Source organism: Micromonospora sp. DT48, from assembly GCF_049844495.1.
In the GTDB taxonomy this organism is placed as follows: domain Bacteria; phylum Actinomycetota; class Actinomycetes; order Mycobacteriales; family Micromonosporaceae; genus Micromonospora.
In genome coordinates this window covers 193,505-215,192 of sequence record NZ_JBNCLE010000008.1, presented here as the reverse complement: position 1 = coordinate 215,192, position 21,688 = coordinate 193,505, and the positions used below count along the sequence as shown (strand labels likewise).

Sequence of the window (21,688 nt, the reverse complement as noted above, 5' to 3'; positions counted from 1 at the left end):
TGCCGACCGATGGTCGGGTGGGTCACAGGGCGAGACAGTTCGGCTGGATCGCGGCGTCGCGCAGGGCCTGCCGGATGACGGTGTAGGTGGTGCCGTCGATGACCAGGCCGAGGTGGCCGACCACGCGCAGCGGGCACCGGGACTGGATCAGGACGTTGGTCGCCCCGTCGGCCAGCATCGCGTTGTCGACCGGTCGGACCAGTTCGTCCTGCCAGGTCCGCACCGTGGTCCAGCGCACCGCCCCGGGGGTGTCGTCGCCCGCGTTGAGGGCGGTGAGGAACGACGAGCCGATGGTCATCTGCTGGCAGGCGACCACTCCGGCACAGCTGCCCAGACCGAGGAACGTCGCGATGTTGGCGACGTACGTGCCGTACTGCGGGGTGCCCAGGCTGACGTAGCGGTCGACCGTACCGCCGCCACCGAGGTTCTTGATGTAGTAGCGGCTGACCAGGCCACCTTCGGAGTGTGCGACCAGGTCGACCTTGGCGGCCCCGGTGGCGGAGCGGACCTGTTCGACGTACCCGCGCAGCCCGGCGGCGGAGGCGGCGATGTCGCCGAGCCCGAGATGGGGCAGTTGGTAGATCGAGGCCCGGTAGCCGTCGGCGCGCAGCCGGGCGGCGAGCGGTTCGTAGAGGGCGGCGATGCTGCTGAGCCCACCGACCACGATGACCGGGTTGGCCGCGGCCGACGCGCGCAGGCCGTCATCGGTGGCGGTGACGTCGACGGTCCCGCCGGGACCGGCGGGCTGGGTGGGTGCGGCCCCGGCGGCAGCCGGGGCCGACAGGACGGCGGCGAGGGTGAGAGCCAGGACGGGGACAGCCTTTCGGAGCAGCATCGCTGCACCTCCCAAGGGGGATCCCGGGGTTGCCGGGTGGAGGCGGTGGGGTGTCCGATCGACCGTGCACTAGATAATGCGGGCCACGATCTAGAAACGTCAATGAAAAGTTACGCGCGGGTAGCAGACATTTGGCGAGGGCGTGAATGACGGCCACTTGGCCGGACGTCGCCGCCGCGGCCGTCCACGAACGAGGAACGCCGCACACACCGGGACGGTGCGTGCGGCGTCGGGCTCGGCGCGGCTCAGCCGGCCAGCGTCACCTCCGGCTCAGCCGGCCGGGGTCACCTCCGGCTCGGACTCCGTGTCGGGACGGGACGACCCGTCCTTCACGTACGTCGGACGCAGCTGCACCGGCTGGCGCTCCTGCTGGCGGCGCTGCCGCGCGCGGACCCGCAGGTTGAGAACCTCCACGAAGATGGAGAACGCGATCGGGCCGTACACGTAGCCCTTCGGAATGTGCTGGTCGAAGCTCTCCGCGATCAGGCTCGCCCCGATGAGCAGCAGGAACGACAGCGCCAACATCTTGACCGTCGGGTGCTGGTTGACGAACCTGCTGACCGCACCGGCCGACACCAACATGATGATCATCGCGATGATCACGGCGGCGACCATGATGGCGAGTTCGTCGACCATGCCGACCGCGGTGATCACGGAGTCGAGCGAGAAGACCACGTCCAGCACCAGGATCTGCGCGATGACCGCGCCGAAGGAGATCACCTTGCCGCCCTCGCGGGCGTGGTCGGGGCCCTCCAGATGCTCGTGTATCTCGTATGTCGCCTTACCCACCAGGAAGATCCCGCCGAGCAACAGGATCAGATCGCGACCGGATATCTCCTGCCCCAGCACGGTGAACAGCGGTGCGGTCAGGCCGATGATCCAGGACAACGACGCCAGCAGCATCAGACGGGTGATCAGGGCGAGTGAGATGCCGATCGTCCGGGCCCGGGCCTGCTGGTGCTCGGGCAGCCGACCGGACAGGATCGAGATGAACACGACGTTGTCGATGCCCAACACGATCTCGAGCAGGAGCAGGGTCGCGAAGGCGATCCACAGCTCGGGACTGGTCAAGAACTCCATGCCATCCTCGACTCTCACGACCTGCCGCCGGGTCGACACCCGGGCCATCGACTGATCCGCATCATGATGACCCACCACGTCACCCTCGGTGTGACGGGCCCGCCCGCACCATAGGATGCTGTGCTCCTGAACAGCGACGAGGGAGGCTCATGTCCACGGCGAAGCGCGACCCACTGTTCTCAGTCGACGTCGGCATGCTCATGTCCACCCTGCTCATCCTCGTCGGTTACCTGATGCCCTGGTTCCGCAAGGGCCGCCGCTACCAGTGGTCCTTCTCCGGCTGGGAGTACGCGTCACTGAGCAGCGGTGGCGGCTGGACGCTGCTCACCTTCGCGTGGCTGCTGCTGGCCGCCTTGGCCGCGCTGTGGGCCCAAACCTCGGTGGCGGCGGCGATGGCCGCGATGGTGGCCGCCATCGGCACCCTGGTCACCGCGTTGGCGGTGGTCGCGGCGAGCTTCGCCATGATCGGCGAGCGGAGCGCGCTGGACTACGTGGCGGAGCTGCCGTTCGAGGCCGGAATCCCGCTCATGGCCGTTGGCCTCGGGCTGCTCATGGCCACCTCCTGCCGAGCGATCGTCCGGTGTCACCTGCTGGACGTCACCCAACAGCAACGCGAGACGCCGACGTCGTGACCGTCCGCGCCGATCGGGCGGTCAGGAGGTGGCGGAGAGGCGGGTGACGAAGGCCCGCCAGGCGGCCGGAGAGAAGGCCAGCGCCGGGCCGGTCGGATCCTTCGAATCGCGTACGCCGATGACCCCCGGCAGGTTGTCGGCGACCTCGACACAGGCGCCGCCGTTGGAGCTGCTGCGAGTGCTCTTGCGCCAGTGGGCGCCGGTCAGGTCAGCCATGCTCGCGCTCTCAGGAAGTCGATGGACTGGTCACGCGGAAGCGCCACCGACCTCACGGTATCCCACACCGCCCAGAGTGGAGCAACCTCGTTCGTGACCCGGCCCTGCGCCTGGTCATCGAGGTAGCCGACGTCCTCGCCGTCCCCGGTCGTGGCGATCACGAACGGCCCGGCCTGACCCGGGTGCAGCCCGGCGGCCAGTGGCAGCACGTGCACCATGAGGTTCGGCCGCCGTGCCATCTCGATCAGGTGGTCGAGCTGCGGCCCCATGATCTCCGGCGCGCCTCGGCGCAGCGCGGCCTCGTCGATCACGAAGACCGCAAGGGGCGGCCGGGCCCGCTCGAAGACCGCCACCTGCCGCTCCAGCCGGATGGCGACATGCCTCTCGGCGTCGGCGACCAGCGGACCGCAGGCCAGCACCGCACGCGCGTACGCCTCGGTCTGTAGCAGGCCCGGGATCACTGCTGATTCGTACCACCGCAGTCCGATGGCCTCCCGCTCCAGCTGGGTCCAGGGCAGGAACCAGGCGGGCTCACGCCGTCGATGCGCGCCCGGCCAGAGATCCTCCATGTCCCGGCCCAGCAGCTCCGCGACCCGGGCGCGGTGCCGGGTCTGCGGCACCCGATCCTGGCTCACCCACCTCGCGACAGTCTTCGGATCCACCCCTACCTGCGCCGCGAGGGTGTCGGCCGTCTGTCCTGCCTCCACCATCGCAATCTGAACAGCCCGGTTCATCCCTCTCCCAATGGCGATCGTCCAGAATGTCTGACCTACAAACTCCTACGCGGTGTTACTGGTTCGCAACCCTCGGCACAGTACTTCTCAGTCGGTGAGCGCGAGTCGCGATCCCCCCTTTCGCTCGCTCCGCTTGCCGCCGGGCCGCCCTGGCGGGCGAGCACCTCACAGGGCGGCCCACCTCCACGAAGCCCAGGTGACGAAGGATGCGCTGTGCCCGTACCAAAACCCGTGAACGGCCTCCCGGCGTCACGATGGCGCGGTCGTCCTGCTGCGACCCGAGGCGCACGCGAGGACGGCACCCCTCGGATCACCCCCGGGGTGTACGTGCTCACCCGCGACGCCTCGCCGCAGTTCGGCAGGCCGATCACGGTACGGGTGATCCGGGAACGCACGGACCTGATCACCTACGACGGCTGGGCCTGGGTCGAGGTCTACCAACTCGACGCCCGAGGCGACGCCATCGACCACCGCGAACTCTACGTCCGGCCCGCCGGGATGAGCCCCGTACCACCGCCGGAGGCCACCCGCCGTAACCCGGCACCCTCGGCCGAACGCCACCGCCCGAAGACGGCCGCACCCCGTACCTCATCGCGACACCACCCGGCCCGGGTCGACCGGTGAACGTGACCGCCCGCGAGCACGTACCGTCCCGCCCGACGTGGCGCTGCCGGGCGTGCGGCATCGCCTGGCCCTGCTCCCCGGCGAAGCTGCGCCTACTCGCGGAATACCGGGACAACATCCCGGGGCTCATGGTCTACCTGGTGACCCTGCGCGAGGAGGCCATCGAACAACTCGCCCGCCTGCACCCCGGCACTCGCCTGCCGGACCTGCACCGACGCTTCACCGACTGGGTTCCGGTCCGATCCCGCTGAAGCCACCCGCCCCGGGCCGCCGGTAATTCCCCCTGCCGCGCCCGGGGCGGGTCCAGCGCACCTTCCGGCCAACGGCGTGCCGACAGACTCCTTCGACGGAGGGCTTGACCGGCTTCCTCGTGGTTTACTCGCAAGGATGGGCTTGTAGCCGCCTAACGTGTAGAGGCATACCGCCAATGCTGCTGAGTTTCCGCTTCGCCAATCATCGTTCGTTCCGCGACGAACATCAACTCAACCTCACGCCCGTCTACGGCGATGGCACCGAGGCGGGCGAGCCGGCCCCGCAGGCGGTACAGGTCGTCGGCATCTTCGGAGCCAACGCCTCCGGCAAGTCCAACTGTCTGGGCGCCCTAGGGTTCATGCGACAGATGGTCGTGGAATCAGACCGGGCGGTCGAGCCCGGGGTGGGGCTCTCCCGAGAGCCGTTCCGGTTGGATCCCGATATCGCCAGGCAGCCGTCGCGCTACGTCGTGGACCTCATGCTCGGCGGAGTACGGCATACCTACGGATTCACCATCGACGACGATCGGGTGCTCGACGAATGGCTCTACCACTACCCACTGGGTCGTAGGCGTCGCATCTTCGAACGGGAGGGAGACGAGTTCGCCTGGGGCGAGGAGTCGGGTCGGCGGCCCTTGGAGCAGATCGCCGAGATCACCGCCCCGACCGCTCTCTTCCTCAGCACCGTCGCCCGTTTCGGCCACAGCCGCCCGGAGTTGGATCCGGCGGACCCACAACCGCTGCACGACACCTATCGATGGTTCTACCTGATGAGCCAGCGTACGGATCCCGTCTCCGGACTGGCCGCCCTGACGCGTGCCGGCGGTTCGGACGCCGAGCAGGTGCGGCGACTCGTGGTCGACCTCTTGCAGGCCGCCGACGTGGGCATCGTCGACATCGTCGTCCACGCCGACCCGCACCCCGAGGAGCAATCCGCACCGGGCACGCTCAGGCAACGGCTGAAGGCTGCGGTTGCCTCGATGCGTCCTCCCCGGATCCACTTCGCACATCGAGGCCCCACCGGCACCGCGCTACTCGACCTTCAGGACCAGTCGAGCGGCACCCGACAAGTGCTCACCCTGGGGCTGCACACCGCCGCGATGCTCCGCAGTGGCGCCACCATGTTGATCGACGAGATCGACGCCAGCCTGCACCCGATCCTGACCGCCAAACTCATCAGCCTGTTCCGCAACCCGAGAGTCAACCCCTTGGGCAGTCAACTCATCTTCACCAGCCACGACGCCGCACTCCTCGGCACCATCGACGCCGAGGAGATCCTGCGCCGCGACGAGATCTGGTTCGTGGAGAAGGACGACCAGGGGGCGTCCTCGCTCTACCCGCTGACCGACTTCAAACCCCGCAAGGAGGGCGAGAACCGCCAGCGCCGCTACCTCAACGGCAACTACGGCGCGGTGCCAGACCTGTCCAACCACCTGTTCGAGCAGGCACTCGCCACTCGCGGAGACATGGATGACGCCCCGACGTCCTGAACAACCGAGAACCCGCACATCCGGCACCGGCCGACGGGAAACCGACCTGCGCAGACGGCCAGCCACCCGGGAACAGCGGCGAACCGTGTTGATCGCCACGAACGGTGAATCCACCGAACCGCCTACTTCGACGCGTTGAAGAGGGAGCCGTGGATCAGCGCCAGAGTGGCGGTCGCCGTCGAACGCGGCTCCCCCATCGAACTGGTACGCGGCGCCCACCGCCGACAGCGGGACAACGACTACGACGAGGCATGGGCCGTGTGCGACGTCGACCACTACCTGCCCGAGGCGGCCTCGGCTGAGGCACAGCGTTCGGGGGTACGGCTAGCCTGGTCCAACCCGTGCTTCGAGGTGTGGCTGCTGCTCCACCTGTGCCACCACGCCGGCTATGTCGAGGACGCCAAGAAGGCCCGGGATCTGCTCCGAAAGTACCTTCCCCACTGGGACAAGACCCTGCTCGACTTCGACAACTTCCGCAGCGGCGTCACCGACGCGTGCCAGCGGGCAGCGCGACTCGAACCGCCGCCCGCCGGTAATCCCTTCACCTCGGTCGGGGAACTTGTCGCCGCCCTACAGCGGTGAGGTGGACGCCCGAACCAGCGGGAGGCAATGTCACACGGTCGTACGCGGCGTGTCAGGCCGAATCTGCTGCCGCCTGGATCGAGAGGGCGGTGGGCAGGAGCGAGTCGCCGAAGTCCGGGGTGGTCAACACGTTGACCGCGACGCCGGGTTCGACCAGCCAGAACGCCTGAACGTCATCGGTCAGACCGGGGCTGTCGCCGTGCTGGAACTCGGTGAGTTGCCACTGTGCCGGATCCTGCTCGTGGTATTCGGCGAGGAAGGCGTGCAGCGCGTCGAGGTCGATCAGCCGGTCTCCGCGCAGCACGTGCACCCGTAGGTCCACCTGGTACCCGTCGGGCGTCTGCCGCTCCCAGAAGCGGCTGGTGAAGCGTACGTCATCCCACTCGTTGTCGAAGTCGGACACCTCGTCGCCGACGCCGACCGGCACCTGCCCGATGTGGAAGCCGTCGAGCGTGCCGCCGGCACGCGTCTCGTCGCTCATCTGCCGTCACCTCGACCGCAATCGATTCTGATCAGTTGCCCAGCGCGCGTACCTTGGCGATCGTCTCCTGGACGTGTTGCCGGGCGGGCTCGTGCCCCTGAGCGGCCTGCGAGAGCGCCTGCCGATACGAGTCGATCATGCCGATCAGCGGCCCGGCGGCGACGCCCTGGAGGGCTCCGGCGACGAGTTGACGTGCCTCGGCCGCGTCCTGGGCCGCCGCCGCCGTCTTCGCCTTCGCCTCGTCCAGCTTCTGTGCCGCCGCCGCCAGCCTGGCGATCATCTCCGCTGCGCTCACACGCCCTCCCCACGATCGGATCACACCCGGCGTCGCGGCCTCCGCAGCAGCGGCGACCACACAGGAGCGTACGAGATCCATACCCGCACCGCGACCACGTGAGCGTCGCGCACCGCCGAGAGTGGGGTCAGCGCATGGTCCGGATGAGCAGCAGGTAGCCGCAGAAGGCCAGGGGAACCGCGAGGAAACAGACCAGGAAACCCAGGACCGGATGGCGCGGCGGGGTGCTGGCGCCGACGGCGGGCCGCCCCCAGCGGCCGAGCACCAGCCAGCCGCCGATCAACGCCATGGCAGGCAGGCCGGCGAGCATCCAGGCGAGCAGGGTACCCAACCCGACCACGCCGAGGCTCCAGCCGACCGTCAGGATCAGCAACAACAGCACCCCGACACCGGCGGCTCCGGCGTAGACCGCGAGCGCTCGGGCCCGCGACGACCACGTCGGCAGCAGCGCCGGCTGCTGGGCGAGCAACTCGGCCTGCTGCGCGTGCCGGTCGGCCTCGTCGGCCCAGCGCCGGGCCAACTCCAGCTCCGTCGCCGGGTCCGCCTCGCCCGCACGCGGGGCCGGGACCCCCGCCGCCGTCGCGCTCACCGCCACCGGCAACGCCCGGTCCGACTCCCCCACACCCACCTGGGAGTACGCCCCGACACCCGGCCGCCCCGGGGCGGCGGCTGCGCCGCCGTCCGACCCCGTCCCCGGTTCCCAACCAATACGCGGCTGCCCCGGACGCCCACCGGGCGGCCCGGACACCGGGGCAGGCCCGCCGGGCAGGGGCCCGCCGGGTGTGGCGGCCGTCGACGTCGGGCCACCACCGGAAGCGATGCCGATGGTGCGGCCGAGGTGGTCGAGGCGCTGCCCCTGGGCCACCAGCCGCCGGTCGAGGTACTCCACGGCGGCACTCAGATCCCGCTGCCGTTCGGCCGCCGCCGCGGCACCCTGCTCCCCGGCGCGCTGCTGGGCGGCGAGGTGACGGGCCAACGCCGCGTACTCGTCGAAGGTGGACACGCCTCACTCCTGCCCGTCGGAGGGGTGCTCGTCGCGGGCGAACGGCACGATCAGCCGGACCCGCTGGTCGTGCCGGTCGATCAACAGTGCCCGATCCGCGCGGGGGGTGTACGCGAGGTCGTGCACGCCGAGGTGCAGGCCGAGATCCGCGCCCGGCACGTTCAGCGCGACCAGACACGCCACGTCGTCGCGGTTCTGCGTACCGCCGAGGTCGTCGGCGAGCCGACGCAGGCCACGCCACCAACCGAGCAGGTGCACCCCGTGGCCGGGCCCCTGACGCAGCACCACCCGCAGGTCGTCGTGGCCGGAGCGGAACGTGCCGGGGTCACTCGCGGCGAGCAGACCGGCGGCGGCGTCCATCCCGAACACCACCAGGTAGCTACGCGCGACCGGCCCACCGTCCGGGCTCGCTGGCGGTGCTCCCGGCGTGGTGTCGCCCGACGGCGTGTCAGCGGACCGATGCGCGCCGGTCAGCGCGGCGGCGAGGCCGCTGATCCGGTCGCGTAGCGCGGCGGCGTCGAGGCGTTGCACCCGGTGCCCGGCGTCGGCCAGCGTGGCCGCCGTGTCGTCGGCTGCCGGGTCGGCGGCGGCCACCAGGGCGGCGAGCTGGAAGGTGACCTCGCCCGGCTGATGCTGGCGGGCCAGGCTCAGGGCGGCTGCCCGCAGCACCTCGGCCCCGGCGGGCGAGGTGCCGACCACCGCCAGGTGCCGACCCGGCGCGGTGTCCATGATGAACAGCGCGGTGGTGCCGTCCACGTCGACCGTCCGGCCGACCAGGGCCAGGGGACGCCGACCACCGGGACGCAACCCGGTGAAGGTGGCGTCGTCCTCCAGGCGGGCGGTGTCGTAGCCCCGGAACACCGACGGTGGGCGGCCGTTCGCCGGGCGGGCCTGCCACAGCTGGTGGCGCAGCCGGGTCAACTCGTCGGAGGCGGCGTGCGCGTCGGGGAAGCGGATCACGGTGTTCGCGCCGGGCGCACCGGCGGCGGTGTTCACCACCGCCGAGCCGACCGGCAGGGTCGCCGCGGCGTCGTTGAGCTGGTCGAGCACTCCCCCGCCACCGGCCAGCGCCACCCGCAGGGCGAACTGCCCGAAGACCGCTTCGGCACGGCCGTACAGCGCCTCGATGCCGGTCATGCTCTGGCTGGCCAACACCAGGTGTACGCCGTACGAGCGGCCCTTGCGGGCCAACTCCTCCAGCAGGTCGACCGACTCGCGGGCCAGCGGGTCGTTGCCCGCGAGCAGCACGTGGAACTCGTCGATCACGGCGACGATCCGGGGTACCGGGGTGTCGGCGGGCAGGTCGGCCAGCTTGGTGACGCCGTGCCGCTTCAGTGCGGTGGCCCGCCGATTCAGCTCGCGGCGCAGTTCCCGCAGCACCGCCACGCCGTACTCCCGGTCGCTCTCGATGCCGACGGCGCGGGCGTGCGGCAGCCACGACGGGTCGCGCTCGGTGGGCACGAACTCGGTGAAACTGACCCCCTCCTTGAAGTCGAGGAGGTAGAGCTGCAACTCGGCCGGCGAGTAGCGCGCGGCCAGGCCGTACAGGACGTCGAGGAGGAAGACCGTCTTGCCCGCGCCGGTACGCCCACCGACCAGCCAGTGCGGGGTGGCGTCGTCGAAGGCCATCGGGAACGGGTCGCGCCCGGCGCGGCCCACGACGGTGCGCAGGCCCGCGCGAGCCGAGTCGGTCCACCGCTGCCCGGGGAGCAGGTCGGCGAAGCCGACCGTCTGGCTGCGCCGGGCGGTCTCGCCCAGGTGGGCGGCGAGCGCGGCGACGGAGGCCGGTGGCGGATCGCCGTCGAGGACCACCGGAGCGGCCAGACCGCTGCCGTCGGCGCTGAACGGCGCGTCCGGCGGGTCGCCGACCCGGGCGTACCCGTCGGTCAGCCGTAGCGCGGTGGTGGCGCCCAGCGTCGGGGCGGACTCGCCCGGCCCGGTGGGCGGCCAGCCAGCGAGCAGCACGCAGACGGCGGCGGCCGGACCGGCGTGGGTGAGCGCCGCCAGCCGGGCCGCATCGCGGGGCGAGGGGATGGCCGCGGCGACCACCACGAGCAGGTCCTGGTCGGGCCGGTCGGCCTCGCGGGCGGCACGGGCATGGCGTTCGGCGGCGTCGAGTACTGCGGTGACCTCGGCGTCGGTGGTGGCCGGCTGCTCGACGACGCTGGCGTCGAGCAGTGGTCGCAGTGGACCGAAGGTGGCGCCGAGGGCGGCGGTGTCCAGCGCGGCGACCCGGACGCCTCCGGGCTCGGCGGTGGCCACCAGCCGCAGCACCAGGGCCCGCAGCAGCCCGGCGACCACCGGGTGACGGGCGTCGCCGTCGATCGCCAGGTGGTGCCCGGCGCCGAGCGGCAGCAGGACCGGGAAGCCACCACCGGCGGTCACGGCCTCGCCGACGCGGACCGGAACGGGTCGGCGGGTCAGCGGGGTGCCCGGGGTGGGGGTGGCCAGTGCGGAACCGACCCGGGACAGCCGGGCCAGCAGGTCGGTGTCGATCGACGGGTTCGACGCGGGGGTGGCGCGCAGTGCGGTGCGGGCGGATTCGAGGTGTGCGCGGGCGGCCCGGTGTGCGGCGACCGCCTGCTCGTACGCCGACGCGAGCCTGCCCACACCCCTGCCCTTCACCGCCGAGCGCCGCCTGGTCGCAGAAACCCTAACGGACGGCGGCGACACCGGCACAGTCCGAACCGGACGTGTCGGCCGTCGTGTCGTGACCGACGCGATCGGTGAGGCGGTGACCGGACGCGCGGCGGCCGACGGTCCGGCGGGGACCGTCGGCCGCCCGCGCGGTCAGCCGGTGACCGCGTTGAGTGCCGGCAGGAAGCCGTAGCGGTAGCCGTCGGCGTTCGGGTGGTACGCCTCGATGACCCCGGTGACGTCCCGGATCCACGGCTGGGCGCCGCAGACACCGTGGCCGGCGAAGGTGGGTCGGGTGTCGGCGAAGGTGGCACCGGCCGCGGCGGCCCGGTCGGCGGTCACCGTGGCGAGCACGTCGGCGGCCTCGTTGAGCAGGGTGCGCTTCTGGGTGCTCATGGCCAGCAGCCCGCAGTAGTTGGTCTCGAACAACCGTGGGTAGCCGAGCACGATCAGCCGGGCGTTGGGGGCCCGCTCCCGGATGGCGGCATAGGTGCGGTCCAGCCGGGCCGGCAGCGTGCTGGTGGCGAACGCCTTGGCGGCGTTGACCGCGTTGGTGCAGCTGGAGGTGCTGCCGAACCGGCAGTCGGTCATCACGCTGGCGAAACCGGCGTCGTTGCCGCCGATGGTGATGGTGACCAGGGTGGTGGTGCTGCTGAGCGCGCTCAGTTGGTTGTTGAGCACGTCGGCGGTGACCGCGCCGCCGCAGGCGGGGAACCGGAAGCTGGCCACGTTGTTGGCGGCGGCCCACAGCGGGGCGTACGACTTCTGGCTGCGCAGGCAGGTGGACAGGTCGTACGGTCCGGCGCCGACGCCGGAGGAGTACGAGTCGCCGAGGGCGACATAGTGGATCGGGGCGGCTGCCTGGGCGACGCCGGGGACGGCCAGCGCGCCGGCAGCGGCGGTGACGATGGCGACCAGCGCGGTCAGGGCGCGGGCCAGCGGACGGTATGACATGACGGACCTTCCACATGGGGGTGGTGGTGGAGCCCGAGAACCGCGCGCGTGGCCAAGGGGTTGTTACTGGTCGGTAATGCTATCGAAACATCTGCATGAAGTGAATAGCGCCGACCGACACCCCTGTTAGGAAGGGCCCCCTGCTATACGCCAGGCGATAACAGGGGGCCCTTCCTTACACCTCAGTGGGCGGTGAGGGGGTGGGCGGCGGGGTGCACCGGGGCCGGCAGTGCCCCGACGCCATTGAGGTAGGTGTGGATAGCCGCAGCGGCGGCCCGCCCCTCGGCGATCGCCCAGACGATCAGCGACGCGCCCCGGTGCATGTCACCGGCGACGAAGACCCCGTCGGCCTCGGTCTGCCAGTCGGCCCGGGAGTCGACCGCACCCCGCGCGTTACGGGCCACCCCGAACTGCGCCAGCAACGGCTGCTCCTCGGTGCCCTCGAAACCGATCGCCAGCAGCACCAGGTCGGCGGGCAGCTCCCGCTCGGTGCCCGGTATAGCCGTGATGATCCGCTGACCGTCCCGCTTGGTCACACTCACCTCGGCGATCCGCACCGCCCGCACCGCGCCGGTGCCGTCGTCGACGAACTCCTGCACCGCCACCGCGAAGACCCGCTCGCCACCCTCCTCGTGGGCCGGGTACTCGCGCAGGATCCACGGCCACGTCGGCCACGGGTCGCGGCTCTCGTCGCGAGCCCGGGGCGGCTGCGGATACAGATCGAGCTGGTACACCCCGGCCGCGCCCTGCCGGTGGGCCACACCCAGGCAGTCCGCGGCGGTGTCGCCACCGCCGATGATGACCACGTGCTTGCCAGCCGCGTCGATCGGCGTACCGTCCGGCAGGGTGGCCAACGCGGGCCGCCCCTCGCCCGCCGCCGCGACCACCCGGTTGGCGGCCACCAGATGCTCCATCGCCTGGTGTACGCCGCGCAGCTGCCGACCCGGCGTGTCGGTGTCCCGGCCCTGCAACGCGCCGCAGGCCAACAACACCGCGTCGTGCTGGGCACGCAACTGCTCGGCGGTGACGTCGACTCCGACGTTCACCCCGGTCCGGAAGACGACCCCCTCGGCACGTAGCTGCGCCAGCCGCGCGTCGATGTGCCGCTTCTCCAGCTTGAAGTCGGGGATGCCGTACCGCAGCAGGCCACCGATCGCGTCGTCGCGCTCGTACACGGTCACCGCGTGACCCGCGCGGGCCAGCTGCTGCGCGGCGGCCAACCCGGCCGGGCCGGAGCCGATCACGGCGACCGACCGGCCGGAGGGCGCCGCCGCCGGGCGGGGTGTCAACCCCCGGGCCCCGGCCGCGTCGGCGATCTCCACCTCGACCTGCTTGATGGTCACCGGGGCACCCCCGGCGATGCCGAGCACGCACGCGGCCTCGCAGGGTGCCGGACAGAGTCGGCCGGTGAACTCGGGGAAGTTGTTGGTGGCGTGCAGCGACTCCACCGCCGCGTCCCAGTTGCCGGTGCGGACCAGGTCATTCCAGTCCGGGATGCGGTTGCCCAGCGGGCAACCGTCGTGGCAGAACGGGATGCCGCAGTCCATGCAGCGGGTGGCCTGCTCGCGGATGAGTCCCTCACCGGCCGGCGGGTAGACCTCCCGCCAGTCGCTGATGCGCACCGGCACGGGCCGACGGGCCGGCAACTGCCGGTTGTAGCGCAGAAAACCGTTCGGGTCAGGCACGAGCCACCTCCTGGGCGACCGCCCGCTGAGCGGGCGAGACCGGCGCGGACGAACCGGCGGGCGGCGGGGCCGCCAGCGCGCTCATCACCGCGTCGTCGACGTCCTGGCCGGCGGCTTCGGCGGCCCGCATGATCTCCATCACCCGGCGGTAGTCCCGGGGAACCACGGCGGTGAACTCCTCCACCGCCTCCGGCCAACGCTTGAGCAGCTGTTCGGCGATCGCCGAGTCGGTCTCGGCGAAGTGCCGCTGCACCAGCTCGTGCAGGCGGGTCCGTTCCGCCTCGCTCGGTGCGGACAGGTCGACCAGTTCGGTGTTGACCCGGCGGCGGTCCAGCTTCCAGACGAACGCCGTCCCGCCGGACATGCCGGCGGCGAAGTTGCGACCGGTCGGGCCGAGCACCACCACGGTGCCGCCGGTCATGTACTCGCAGCCGTGGTCGCCGACGCCCTCGACGACCGCCACCGCGCCCGAGTTGCGGACCGCGAACCGCTCACCCACCCGGCCCCGCAGGAAGACCTCACCGTCGGTCGCGCCGTACAGGATGGTGTTCCCGGCGATGATCTGGTCCTCGGCGCGGCTACCCGAGTCGGCGTCGCCGGACACGAACGGCGCCGCCGCGTCCGGTCGGACGACCAACCGGCCACCGGAGAGTCCCTTGCCGACGTAGTCGTTGGCGTCGCCGTGCAGGCGCAGTGTGACCCCGCGCGGCAGGAACGCGCCGAAGGACTGCCCGGCGGTGCCGCGCAGGGTGAACTCGATGGTGTCGGTGGGCAGACCCGCGCCGCCGTGGCGACGGGTGACCTCGCCGCCGAGCATCGCGCCGACGCTGCGGTGCTCGTTGCGGATCGCCACCTCGGCCCGCACCAGCGGGACCGACGCGTCCGGGCCGGTGGCCCGCAACGCCGGCTCGGCCAGTGCGATCAGCTCGTTGTCCAACGCCTGCTCAAGGCCGTGGTCCTGAGCGCGTACGCCCCGACGGGCCGCCCCCTCGGGCAGCTCCGGCAGGTGCAGTACCCGGCTGAGGTCGAGCCCGGTGGCCTTCCAGTGCTCGACCGCCGGTGCGACGTCGAGCAGCTCGGTACGCCCGATCGCCTCGTCGATGCTGCGCAGGCCCAGCTCGGCCAGGTAGCCGCGGATCTCCTCGGCGAGGAACAGGAAGAAGTTCTCCACGAACTCGGGCTTGCCGGTGTAACGCTCCCGCAGCACCGGGTTCTGGGTGGCGATGCCCACCGGACAGGTGTCCAGGTGACAGACGCGCATCATGACGCAACCGGAGACGATCAGCGGAGCGGTGGCGAAGCCGAACTCCTCCGCGCCGAGCAGCGCCGCGACGACCACGTCCCGGCCGGTCTTGAGCTGCCCGTCGACCTGCACGGTGACCCGGTCCCGCAGCTTGTTGAGCAGCAGCGTCTGCTGCGCCTCGGCCAGGCCCAACTCCCAGGGCGTACCCGCGTGCTTGAGCGAGTTCAGCGGGGACGCGCCGGTGCCGCCGTCATGGCCGGAGATCAGGATGACGTCGGCCTTGAGCTTGGCCACCCCGGCGGCGACGGTGCCGACGCCGACCTCGCTGACCAGCTTCACGTGCACCCGGGCGGCCGGGTTGACGCACTTGAGGTCGTGCACCAGCTGGGCCAGGTCTTCGATGGAGTAGATGTCGTGGTGCGGCGGCGGCGAGATCAGGCCGACGCCGGGGGTGGCGTGGCGGGTACGCGCGATCCACGGCCAGACCTTGTTGCCGGGCAGCTGCCCACCCTCACCGGGCTTGGCCCCCTGCGCCATCTTGATCTGAAGGTCGTCGGCGTTGACGAGGTACTCGCTGGTGACCCCGAACCGGCCGCTGGCGATCTGCTTGACCGCGGAACGGCGAGCCGGGTCGTGCAGCCGCTCGACGTCCTCCCCGCCCTCGCCGGTGTTGGACTTGCCGCCGAGCCGGTTCATCGCGATGGCCAGGGTCTCGTGCGACTCGGCCGAGATCGACCCGTACGACATGGCGCCGGTGGCGAACCGCTTGACGATCTCGCTGGCCGGCTCCACCTCCTCGATCGGCACCGGCGGCAGCACCCCGGCACGCAGCTGGAACAGCCCGCGCAGCGAGCCCGCCCGGGCCGCCAACTCGTCGACCTTGGCGGTGTACTGCCGGAAGACGTCGTACTGCCGACTGCGGGTGGCGTGCTGGAGCAGGAACACCGTCTCCGGGTTGAACAGGTGCAGTTCGCCCTCGCGCCGCCACTGGTACTCGCCGCCGACCGGCAGCAGGCTGACCGACTCGGCGCCGGGCGCCGGCCAGGCCAGCGCGTGCCGGGCGGCGATCTCGCTGTGGATGCCGTCGAGCCCGACGCCGCTGATGGTGCTCGGGGTGCCCCGGAAGTACCGCTCGACCAGTCGGGTGTGCAGCCCGACCGCCTCGAAAACCTGCGCGCCGCAGTACGACGACACCGTCGAGATGCCCATCTTGGACATGATCTTCAGGACGCCCTTGCCGAGCGCCTTGACGTAGTTGCGGATCGCCGTCTTCGGCTCGACGCCGACCAGCGCCCCCGTGGAGATCATGTCCTCGACCGACTCGAAGGCGAGGTACGGGTTGACCGCGGCGGCGCCGTAGCCGATCAGCACCGCCGCGTGGTGCACCTCGCGGCAGTCGCCCGACTCGACGATCAGCGCGACCTGGGTACGGGTCTGCTCCCGTACCAGGTGTTGGTGCACGGCCGCGGTGAGCAGCAGCGACGGGATCGGGGCCAGGTCGGCGTTGGAGTCCCGGTCGGAGAGCACCAGGATCCGTACGCCGTCCTCGATCGCCTCGGAGACGTGCCGGCAGATCTCGGTCAGCCGGGCCTTGATCCCGGCCCCGCCGTCCCGGATGCGGTAGAGCCCGGAGACCCGCACCGCCTTGAACCCGGGCAGGTCACCGTCCTCGTCGATGCAGAGGATCTTCGCCAGCTCGTCGTTGTCGATCACCGGGTAGGGCAGCACGATCTGCCGACAGCTCGCCGGGCCGGGATCGAGCAGGTTGCCCTCCGGGCCGATGGTGGTGGCCAGACTGGTCACCAACTCCTCCCGGATGGCGTCCAGCGGAGGGTTGGTGACCTGGGCGAACAGCTGATGGAAGTAGTCGTAGAGCAGCCGTGGCCGGGTGGACAGCGGGGCGATCGGGGTGTCGGTGCCCATCGAACCGATCGGCTCCGCGCCGGTCCGCGCCATCGGCGCGAGCAGGATCTTCAGCTCCTCCTCGGTGTAGCCGAAGGTCTGCTGGCGGCGGCGTACCGAGTCGTGGGTGTAGACGACGTGCTCGCGGGCCGGCAGGTCGTCCAGCTCGATCAGCCCGGCGTGCAGCCAGTCGGCGTACGGCTCGGCGGCGGCCAGTTCGGTCTTGATCTCGTCGTCGTGCACGATCCGGCCGGCGACGGTGTCGACCAGGAACATCTTCCCCGGCTGGAGTCGGCCCTTGGCCACCACGGTGGCCGGGTCGAGGTCGAGCACACCCGCCTCGCTGCCCAGCACCACCAGCCCGTCGGCGGTCTGCCACCAGCGGCCCGGACGCAGCCCGTTGCGGTCGAGCACCGCACCGACGATCTCGCCGTCGGTGAACGCGACCGAGGCCGGGCCGTCCCACGGCTCCATCAGGCTGGCGTGGAACCGGTAGAACGCGCGCTTGTCGGCGCGCATGTCGGGGTCGTTCTCCCACGCCTCGGGGATCATCATCAGCACCGCGTGCGGCAGGCTACGCCCGGCCAGGTGCAGCAGTTCGAGGACCTCGTCGAAGTTCGCCGAGTCGGAGGCCGCCGGGGTGCAGATCGGGAAGACCCGCCGGATGTTGCCGGGCAGCTCCGGGGTACGCAGCAGCGCCTCGCGGGCCTGCATCCAGTTCCGGTTGCCCCGAATGGTGTTGATCTCGCCGTTGTGGGCGATGAAGCGGTACGGATGCGCCAGCGGCCAGGACGGGAAGGTGTTGGTGGAGAAGCGGGAGTGGACCAGCGCGATGGCGCTGTCCACCCGCTCGTCGGTGAGGTCCGGGTAGAACGCGGGCAACTGGTCCGGGGTGAGCATCCCCTTGTAGACCATGGTCCGGCCGGACAGCGACGGGAAGTAGGCGGGCACCTTCCGCTCGGCGGACTCGCGCTCGGCCTGCTTGCGGACGCAGAAGGCGACCCGCTCCAGCTCGATGCCGCGCAGCGGGGCACCGGCCGGGCCGTTCGGGGTGTCGGTCAGCCGCTTCGCGGCGAGGAAGACCTGTCGGACCCGGGGCATCGCCGCCAGGGCCGTCTCGCCGAGGTCGCTCGGGTCGACCGGGACGTCCCGCCAGCCGAGCACCTCTGCCCCCTCGACGAGGGCGTACTTCTCGACCACCTGCCGGGCGCGGGCCTCGTCGGCGTCGTCGTCAGGCAGGAAGACCAGACCGGTGGCGTACTCGCCGGCCGGAGGCAACGGGAACTCGACCACCGCGCGTAGGAACGCGTCCGGCACCTGGATCATGATGCCGGCGCCGTCACCGGTGTTCGGTTCCGCGCCTCGGGCACCACGGTGGTCCAGTCGGCACAGCGCACCGAGGCCGTTGGCGACCACCGTGTGCGAGCGCCGGCCGTGCAGATCCGCCACGAAGGCCACGCCGCACGCGTCATGCTCGTACGCGGGGTCGTGGAGGCCGGCAGGGGACGCTACCTGGCCTTCTCGCAGCGCCGGCTGGGGGCGGTGTGGGTACGCAAGGGCCACCGGGCCTCCTGTCGTCGCTCAGGCTGGAACATGGTCGGGACGACGTCGGCCCTGTATCGGACTATTGAGTCTACGTTAGGGCCCACCACGCAAGGCCAGTGCAGATTGATCACACCGTCCAGAGTCTGGGACGGGTAATCTCGCGCCGTGGATTCCGAGCGTAGCGACCTTCTCAACCGGTTGGAACGGTTCTACGACGTGCTGCCCCGGGACGCGGCGCGTGTGGAAGATCACGGCGCTCTGGTGCTCTTCGTCCGGGAAGGTGCCGGATGGCCATTTTACGCGCGGCCCCACCCGACCGCCGGGCGATCGCCGTCGCTGGCCGAGGTGACGCGGGTGCGCGCCCGGCAGCGGGAGTTGGGGCTGCCCGAGGCACTGGAATGGGTGCACGACCTCAACCCCGATCTGCTCCCGGTGGCCCGCTCGGCCGGTCTGGCCGTGCTCGAAGCGCCGCTGATGGTGCTCGACCCGGCCGCCCTGCCCGACCCGGCGAGCCTGCTGCGCCCGGAGGACGCCGCACACGTGTCGGTGCGGCTGCTCGACCCGACCGACGACGACCTCGGCGCGGCGGTGGCCGCCCGGCGGGCGGTGGCGGCGGTCGGATTCGGTGCTCCCGGCACCGGGCGGAGCGAGGCCGGACCGGCCGACCGCGACGCGGCGATGATCGAGTTGGACGAGGCCGCAGTCGACGAGGAGCGTGCCAGCATCGCCAACGGCAGCCGCCTGTCCGCACTGGCCGGCACCCCGGCCGACGGCCCGCTGGCCAGTGGCATGGCCATGCGGGTCGACGACGTCGCCGAGATCGCCGGGGTGGCCACCCTGCCCAGCGCCCGCCGCCGAGGGCTCGGTGCGGCGATCACCGCCACCCTGGCCCACGCCCTGCTCGCCGACGGGACCGACCTGGTGTTCCTCTCCGCCGGCAGCGAGGACATCGCCCGCGTCTACCTGCGCGTCGGCTTCCGCCGCATCGGCACCGCCTGCGTGGCCTCCCCCACCCCCCTACACCCCTAACTCCACCCGCCACCCTCGCCGTGTTGATCAAGAAGTTTTGGTCTGAGATCAGCGCGTCTGGTGACCAAAACTTCTTGATCAACGCGGAGGAAGGGGGAGGGGGAGAGAGCCAGCGGTCAGGCCGGTGGCCGCCACTGGGCGGCGATCGAGGCGGCGCTGCCGAGCAGGCGGGGCGTGATGGTGCCGAGGGCGGCGTCGCGGGCACGCAGGGCCAGACGGCCCCGGGTACGCAGCACGGCCGACATCCGGCGGGTCTGCCGGACCACGGCCGCCACCCGGGGTCGACGCGCCCGGTCGTACGCCAGCACCGCGTCGGGCAGGGTCGACTCGCGCAGCAGCGCGGCGAGCGTCGCGGCGTCCTCGAAGGCGAGGCAGGCGCCCTGGCCGAGGTGCGGCGGCATGGCGTGGGCGGCGTCGCCGAGCAGCACCACCCCACCCGGCCCGACCGGGAAGCCGTACGCCCGGGGCAGTGGACGCAGCTCCCGGATCTCCCGCTGCACCAGGTCGGCCGGGTCGGTGGCGGCCAACAGGTCGTCGACCGGGGCGGGCCAGCCGGCGTACCAGCGGCGCAACAGCGCCAGCTGCGTCTCCGGCGGTTCGGGACGCGGCGCACCCGCCGCGGTGGCCATCCAGTAGATGCCGCCCCGGCTGGAGGCGCCGGAGGAACCGCGCTCGCCGAGCGAGGCCGCCACGAACCGGTAACCGGCGCCGAGGATCTCACCGCCGACCGCGTCGGGCAGGCTCGGCGCGCGGTACCAGGGGATCACCGCCCGCCAGGCGGCGCAGCCGGAGCTGACCACTCCCGACTCCGGGGCGAGCTGCCGTCGGATCACGCTGTCCGTGCCGTCGGCCGCCACGACGAGGTCCGCCTCGTAGGTGTGTCGACCGTCGCCGACGGCGGGCCGTTCGCCCGGGTTGGCGCGCACCGTCCGCACCGTCACCCCGGTACGCAACTCGACCCGCTCACCCAGACCCGCGATCAGCGCGTCGTGCAGGTCCTCGCGGTGCACCACCACCGGCAGGCGTTCGGCCGGTGTCGGCCGGGGCTGCACCAGCCACTGCCCGTCCGGGCGGCGTACGCCACCGTCGGGCAGCCCGGTGGCGATCGCGTCCAGTCCGGCACCGAGGTCCATGGCCCGCAGCGCGCGGACCCCGTTCGGCCAGAGCACCACGGCAGCCGGCTCCGGGCGGATCCGGTCGGCCCGTTCCAGGAGGGTGACCTGCCAGCCCGAACGGGCGAGCGCACCGGCGACCGCCAGGCCACCGAGCCCGCCGCCGACCACCACCGCGGTCCGCATGGCAGCCCCCGGCCTCAGCTGTCGCGGTCGGTGGGCCGAGCCGACGACGGGTCCGCTGGGTCACCGTCGGCGGAGACGTCCTCGGAGGCGTCTGTGTCGGCTCCGGTGGACGCCCGCGCCGAGGGCTCGGTGCTCTCCGCCGCCTCGGCGGGCGCCTCGCCGGTGGCCTGCCAGTGCCGGAACTGCTCCTCGCTGACCACCCGGTAGCCCTCGGGCACCGCCTGCTCGGCGCCGGCCGTCTTCGCCGACAGATCCACCTGGGAGACGTCGGAGGTCGCCGACGAGGGGGCGGCGGTCGGTAGGCCGATCGGGACCAGGTACTCCCGGGGCCCGCGCACCCGCAGGAAGTAGACGAGGGCGCCGAGGAACACCACGCCCGCGGTCCAGACGTTGAGCCGTACGCCGAGGATGGTGTTGGCCTCGTCGGTACGCATCATCTCGATCCAGAACCGCCCGGCGGTGTAGCCCATCACGTAGAGGGCGAAGGCACGGCCACGGCCGAGGCGCAGCTTGCGGTCGAGGAGGTACACCATCGCGGCGACGCCGACGTTCCACAGCAACTCGTAGGCGAAGGTCGGGTGGTAGAGCCCCTCCTCCAGGATCGGCTGGCCGGCCTCGTCGCGCAGCGCCTGCCCGCCGTCCATCCGGTGGATCTCCAGCCCCCAGGGCAGGTCGGTGCGACCGCCGTAGAGCTCGTTGTTGAACCAGTTGCCCAGCCGGCCGATCGCCTGGGCCAGCGGCAGACCCGGCGCCAGCGCGTCGGCGACCACGGCGAACGGGATGCCCAGTTGCCGGGCTCCGACCCAGGCACCGACCGCACCACCGGCGACCGCGCCCCAGATGCCCAGCCCACCCTCGTGGATGAACAACACCCTGATCGGGTCCCCGCCGGTGCCGAAGTACTGCGCCGGTGAGGTGATCACGTGGTAGATCCGGGCCCCGATGATGCCCGCTGGCACCGCCCAGACGGCGATGTCGAGCACCGCGCCGGGCGCCACGCCACGCTGACGCAGCCGCCGCTCGGTGACCCAGCAGGCCACCACGATGCCGGCGAGGATGCACAGCGCGTACGCCCGGATGGGGATCGGGCCGAGCTGCCACACGGCGTTGCTCGGGCTGGGAATGGCGGCCAGGGACGTCGGCGAGGCGAGACTCACGGGTGCACACGCTAC

Annotated in this window: 19 protein-coding genes; 6 read left to right on the top strand and 13 right to left on the bottom strand. The window is 71.7% G+C overall.

Annotated features, from left to right (window positions below):
• Positions 1-22: 22 nt before the first annotated feature.
• A complete protein-coding gene (locus ACLQ2S_RS11085) occupies positions 23-835 on the bottom strand; it encodes an esterase/lipase family protein (RefSeq protein WP_155219054.1) in 813 nt (270 codons plus the stop codon).
• Between the two features lie 270 nt (positions 836-1,105).
• Positions 1,106-1,915 carry a TerC family protein gene (locus tag ACLQ2S_RS11080; protein ID WP_155219056.1) on the bottom strand — a complete coding sequence of 270 codons (810 nt, stop codon included), beginning with the start codon at positions 1,913-1,915 and terminating at the stop codon, positions 1,106-1,108.
• A gap of 149 nt (positions 1,916-2,064) precedes the next feature.
• Between ACLQ2S_RS11080 and ACLQ2S_RS11075 the strand changes: the two genes are divergently transcribed.
• Entirely contained in the window at positions 2,065-2,547 is a 483-nt protein-coding gene (locus tag ACLQ2S_RS11075; protein WP_425701630.1) for a hypothetical protein, read from the top strand.
• Between the two features lie 21 nt (positions 2,548-2,568).
• On the opposite strand, the gene ACLQ2S_RS11070 is transcribed toward ACLQ2S_RS11075, so the two are convergent.
• Together ACLQ2S_RS11070 and ACLQ2S_RS11065 are read right to left on the bottom strand one after the other, a co-directional pair.
• Positions 2,569-2,763: a DUF397 domain-containing protein gene (locus tag ACLQ2S_RS11070; protein ID WP_155219060.1), complete on the bottom strand. Its 195-nt coding sequence runs from the start codon at positions 2,761-2,763 to the stop codon at positions 2,569-2,571.
• A complete protein-coding gene (locus ACLQ2S_RS11065; RefSeq protein ID WP_425701629.1) occupies positions 2,751-3,497 on the bottom strand; it encodes a helix-turn-helix domain-containing protein in 747 nt (248 codons plus the stop codon). Before ACLQ2S_RS11065 ends, ACLQ2S_RS11070 begins: the two co-directional genes overlap by 13 nt.
• Before the next feature lie 321 nt (positions 3,498-3,818).
• Between ACLQ2S_RS11065 and ACLQ2S_RS11060 the strand changes: the two genes are divergently transcribed.
• The 4 genes from ACLQ2S_RS11060 (at position 3,819) to ACLQ2S_RS11045 (ending at position 6,444) form a co-directional block, all read left to right on the top strand.
• Complete coding sequence (locus ACLQ2S_RS11060) at positions 3,819-4,121, top strand: hypothetical protein (protein WP_425701628.1); 303 nt, start codon at positions 3,819-3,821, stop codon at positions 4,119-4,121.
• Positions 4,118-4,372: a flavin reductase gene (locus ACLQ2S_RS11055; RefSeq protein WP_309223403.1), complete on the top strand. Its 255-nt coding sequence runs from the start codon at positions 4,118-4,120 to the stop codon at positions 4,370-4,372. Before ACLQ2S_RS11060 ends, ACLQ2S_RS11055 begins: the two co-directional genes overlap by 4 nt.
• Before the next feature lie 176 nt (positions 4,373-4,548).
• Positions 4,549-5,862 carry an AAA family ATPase gene (locus ACLQ2S_RS11050; protein ID WP_425701627.1) on the top strand — a complete coding sequence of 438 codons (1,314 nt, stop codon included), beginning with the start codon at positions 4,549-4,551 and terminating at the stop codon, positions 5,860-5,862.
• Positions 5,863-5,970: 108 nt separating this feature from the next.
• Positions 5,971-6,444, top strand: coding sequence for an RloB family protein (locus ACLQ2S_RS11045; protein WP_425701694.1), 474 nt, complete (start codon positions 5,971-5,973; stop codon positions 6,442-6,444).
• Between the two features lie 52 nt (positions 6,445-6,496).
• On the opposite strand, the gene ACLQ2S_RS11040 is transcribed toward ACLQ2S_RS11045, so the two are convergent.
• The 7 genes from ACLQ2S_RS11040 to gltB form a co-directional block, all read right to left on the bottom strand.
• Positions 6,497-6,925 (bottom strand): hypothetical protein, encoded by a 429-nt coding sequence (locus ACLQ2S_RS11040; RefSeq protein ID WP_155219069.1) that lies wholly within the window; start codon positions 6,923-6,925, stop codon positions 6,497-6,499.
• Positions 6,926-6,956: 31 nt separating this feature from the next.
• Positions 6,957-7,220 carry a DUF6244 family protein gene (locus ACLQ2S_RS11035; protein ID WP_309223404.1) on the bottom strand — a complete coding sequence of 88 codons (264 nt, stop codon included), beginning with the start codon at positions 7,218-7,220 and terminating at the stop codon, positions 6,957-6,959.
• Between the two features lie 127 nt (positions 7,221-7,347).
• A complete protein-coding gene (locus ACLQ2S_RS11030) occupies positions 7,348-8,223 on the bottom strand; it encodes a hypothetical protein (protein WP_309223405.1) in 876 nt (291 codons plus the stop codon).
• Between the two features lie 3 nt (positions 8,224-8,226).
• A complete protein-coding gene (locus tag ACLQ2S_RS11025; RefSeq protein ID WP_425701626.1) occupies positions 8,227-10,833 on the bottom strand; it encodes an FtsK/SpoIIIE domain-containing protein in 2,607 nt (868 codons plus the stop codon).
• A 180-nt stretch (positions 10,834-11,013) separates the two neighbouring features.
• Positions 11,014-11,814, bottom strand: coding sequence for an SGNH/GDSL hydrolase family protein (locus ACLQ2S_RS11020; RefSeq protein WP_155219071.1), 801 nt, complete (start codon positions 11,812-11,814; stop codon positions 11,014-11,016).
• A 182-nt stretch (positions 11,815-11,996) separates the two neighbouring features.
• A complete protein-coding gene (locus tag ACLQ2S_RS11015; RefSeq protein WP_309223407.1) occupies positions 11,997-13,499 on the bottom strand; it encodes a glutamate synthase subunit beta in 1,503 nt (500 codons plus the stop codon).
• The gene (gene gltB, locus ACLQ2S_RS11010) at positions 13,492-18,207 is read right to left on the bottom strand and encodes a glutamate synthase large subunit (RefSeq protein ID WP_375335352.1); all 4,716 of its coding nucleotides are present in this window, start codon (positions 18,205-18,207) and stop codon (positions 13,492-13,494) included. The genes ACLQ2S_RS11015 and gltB overlap by 8 nt, the downstream gene beginning before the upstream one ends.
• A 147-nt stretch (positions 18,208-18,354) precedes the next feature.
• On the opposite strand from gltB, the gene ACLQ2S_RS11005 reads away from it, so the two are divergent.
• Positions 18,355-19,218 carry a GNAT family N-acetyltransferase gene (locus ACLQ2S_RS11005; protein ID WP_309223408.1) on the top strand — a complete coding sequence of 288 codons (864 nt, stop codon included), beginning with the start codon at positions 18,355-18,357 and terminating at the stop codon, positions 19,216-19,218.
• Positions 19,219-19,334: 116 nt separating this feature from the next.
• On the opposite strand, the gene ACLQ2S_RS11000 is transcribed toward ACLQ2S_RS11005, so the two are convergent.
• Both ACLQ2S_RS11000 and lgt read right to left on the bottom strand, forming a co-directional pair.
• Positions 19,335-20,516: an FAD-dependent oxidoreductase gene (locus tag ACLQ2S_RS11000; protein WP_155219073.1), complete on the bottom strand. Its 1,182-nt coding sequence runs from the start codon at positions 20,514-20,516 to the stop codon at positions 19,335-19,337.
• A gap of 14 nt (positions 20,517-20,530) precedes the next feature.
• The gene (gene lgt, locus ACLQ2S_RS10995; RefSeq protein WP_425701625.1) at positions 20,531-21,673 is read right to left on the bottom strand and encodes a prolipoprotein diacylglyceryl transferase; all 1,143 of its coding nucleotides are present in this window, start codon (positions 21,671-21,673) and stop codon (positions 20,531-20,533) included.
• Positions 21,674-21,688 lie beyond the last annotated feature (15 nt).

What these genes read in the sequence shown, in the direction of transcription:
- ACLQ2S_RS11075 (WP_425701630.1), top strand. Translation starts at nt 2,065, where the DNA reads ATGTCCACGGCGAAGCGCGACCCACTGTTCTCAGTCGACGTCGGCATG.
- ACLQ2S_RS11050 (WP_425701627.1), top strand. Translation starts at nt 4,549, where the DNA reads ATGCTGCTGAGTTTCCGCTTCGCCAATCATCGTTCGTTCCGCGACGAA.
- ACLQ2S_RS11080 (WP_155219056.1), bottom strand. Translation starts at nt 1,915, where the DNA reads ATGGAGTTCTTGACCAGTCCCGAGCTGTGGATCGCCTTCGCGACCCTG.
- ACLQ2S_RS11000 (WP_155219073.1), bottom strand. Translation starts at nt 20,516, where the DNA reads ATGCGGACCGCGGTGGTGGTCGGCGGCGGGCTCGGTGGCCTGGCGGTC.
- ACLQ2S_RS11085 (WP_155219054.1), bottom strand. Translation starts at nt 835, where the DNA reads ATGCTGCTCCGAAAGGCTGTCCCCGTCCTGGCTCTCACCCTCGCCGCC.
- ACLQ2S_RS11065 (WP_425701629.1), bottom strand. Translation starts at nt 3,497, where the DNA reads ATGAACCGGGCTGTTCAGATTGCGATGGTGGAGGCAGGACAGACGGCC.
- ACLQ2S_RS11070 (WP_155219060.1), bottom strand. Translation starts at nt 2,763, where the DNA reads ATGGCTGACCTGACCGGCGCCCACTGGCGCAAGAGCACTCGCAGCAGC.
- ACLQ2S_RS11040 (WP_155219069.1), bottom strand. Translation starts at nt 6,925, where the DNA reads ATGAGCGACGAGACGCGTGCCGGCGGCACGCTCGACGGCTTCCACATC.
- ACLQ2S_RS11020 (WP_155219071.1), bottom strand. Translation starts at nt 11,814, where the DNA reads ATGTCATACCGTCCGCTGGCCCGCGCCCTGACCGCGCTGGTCGCCATC.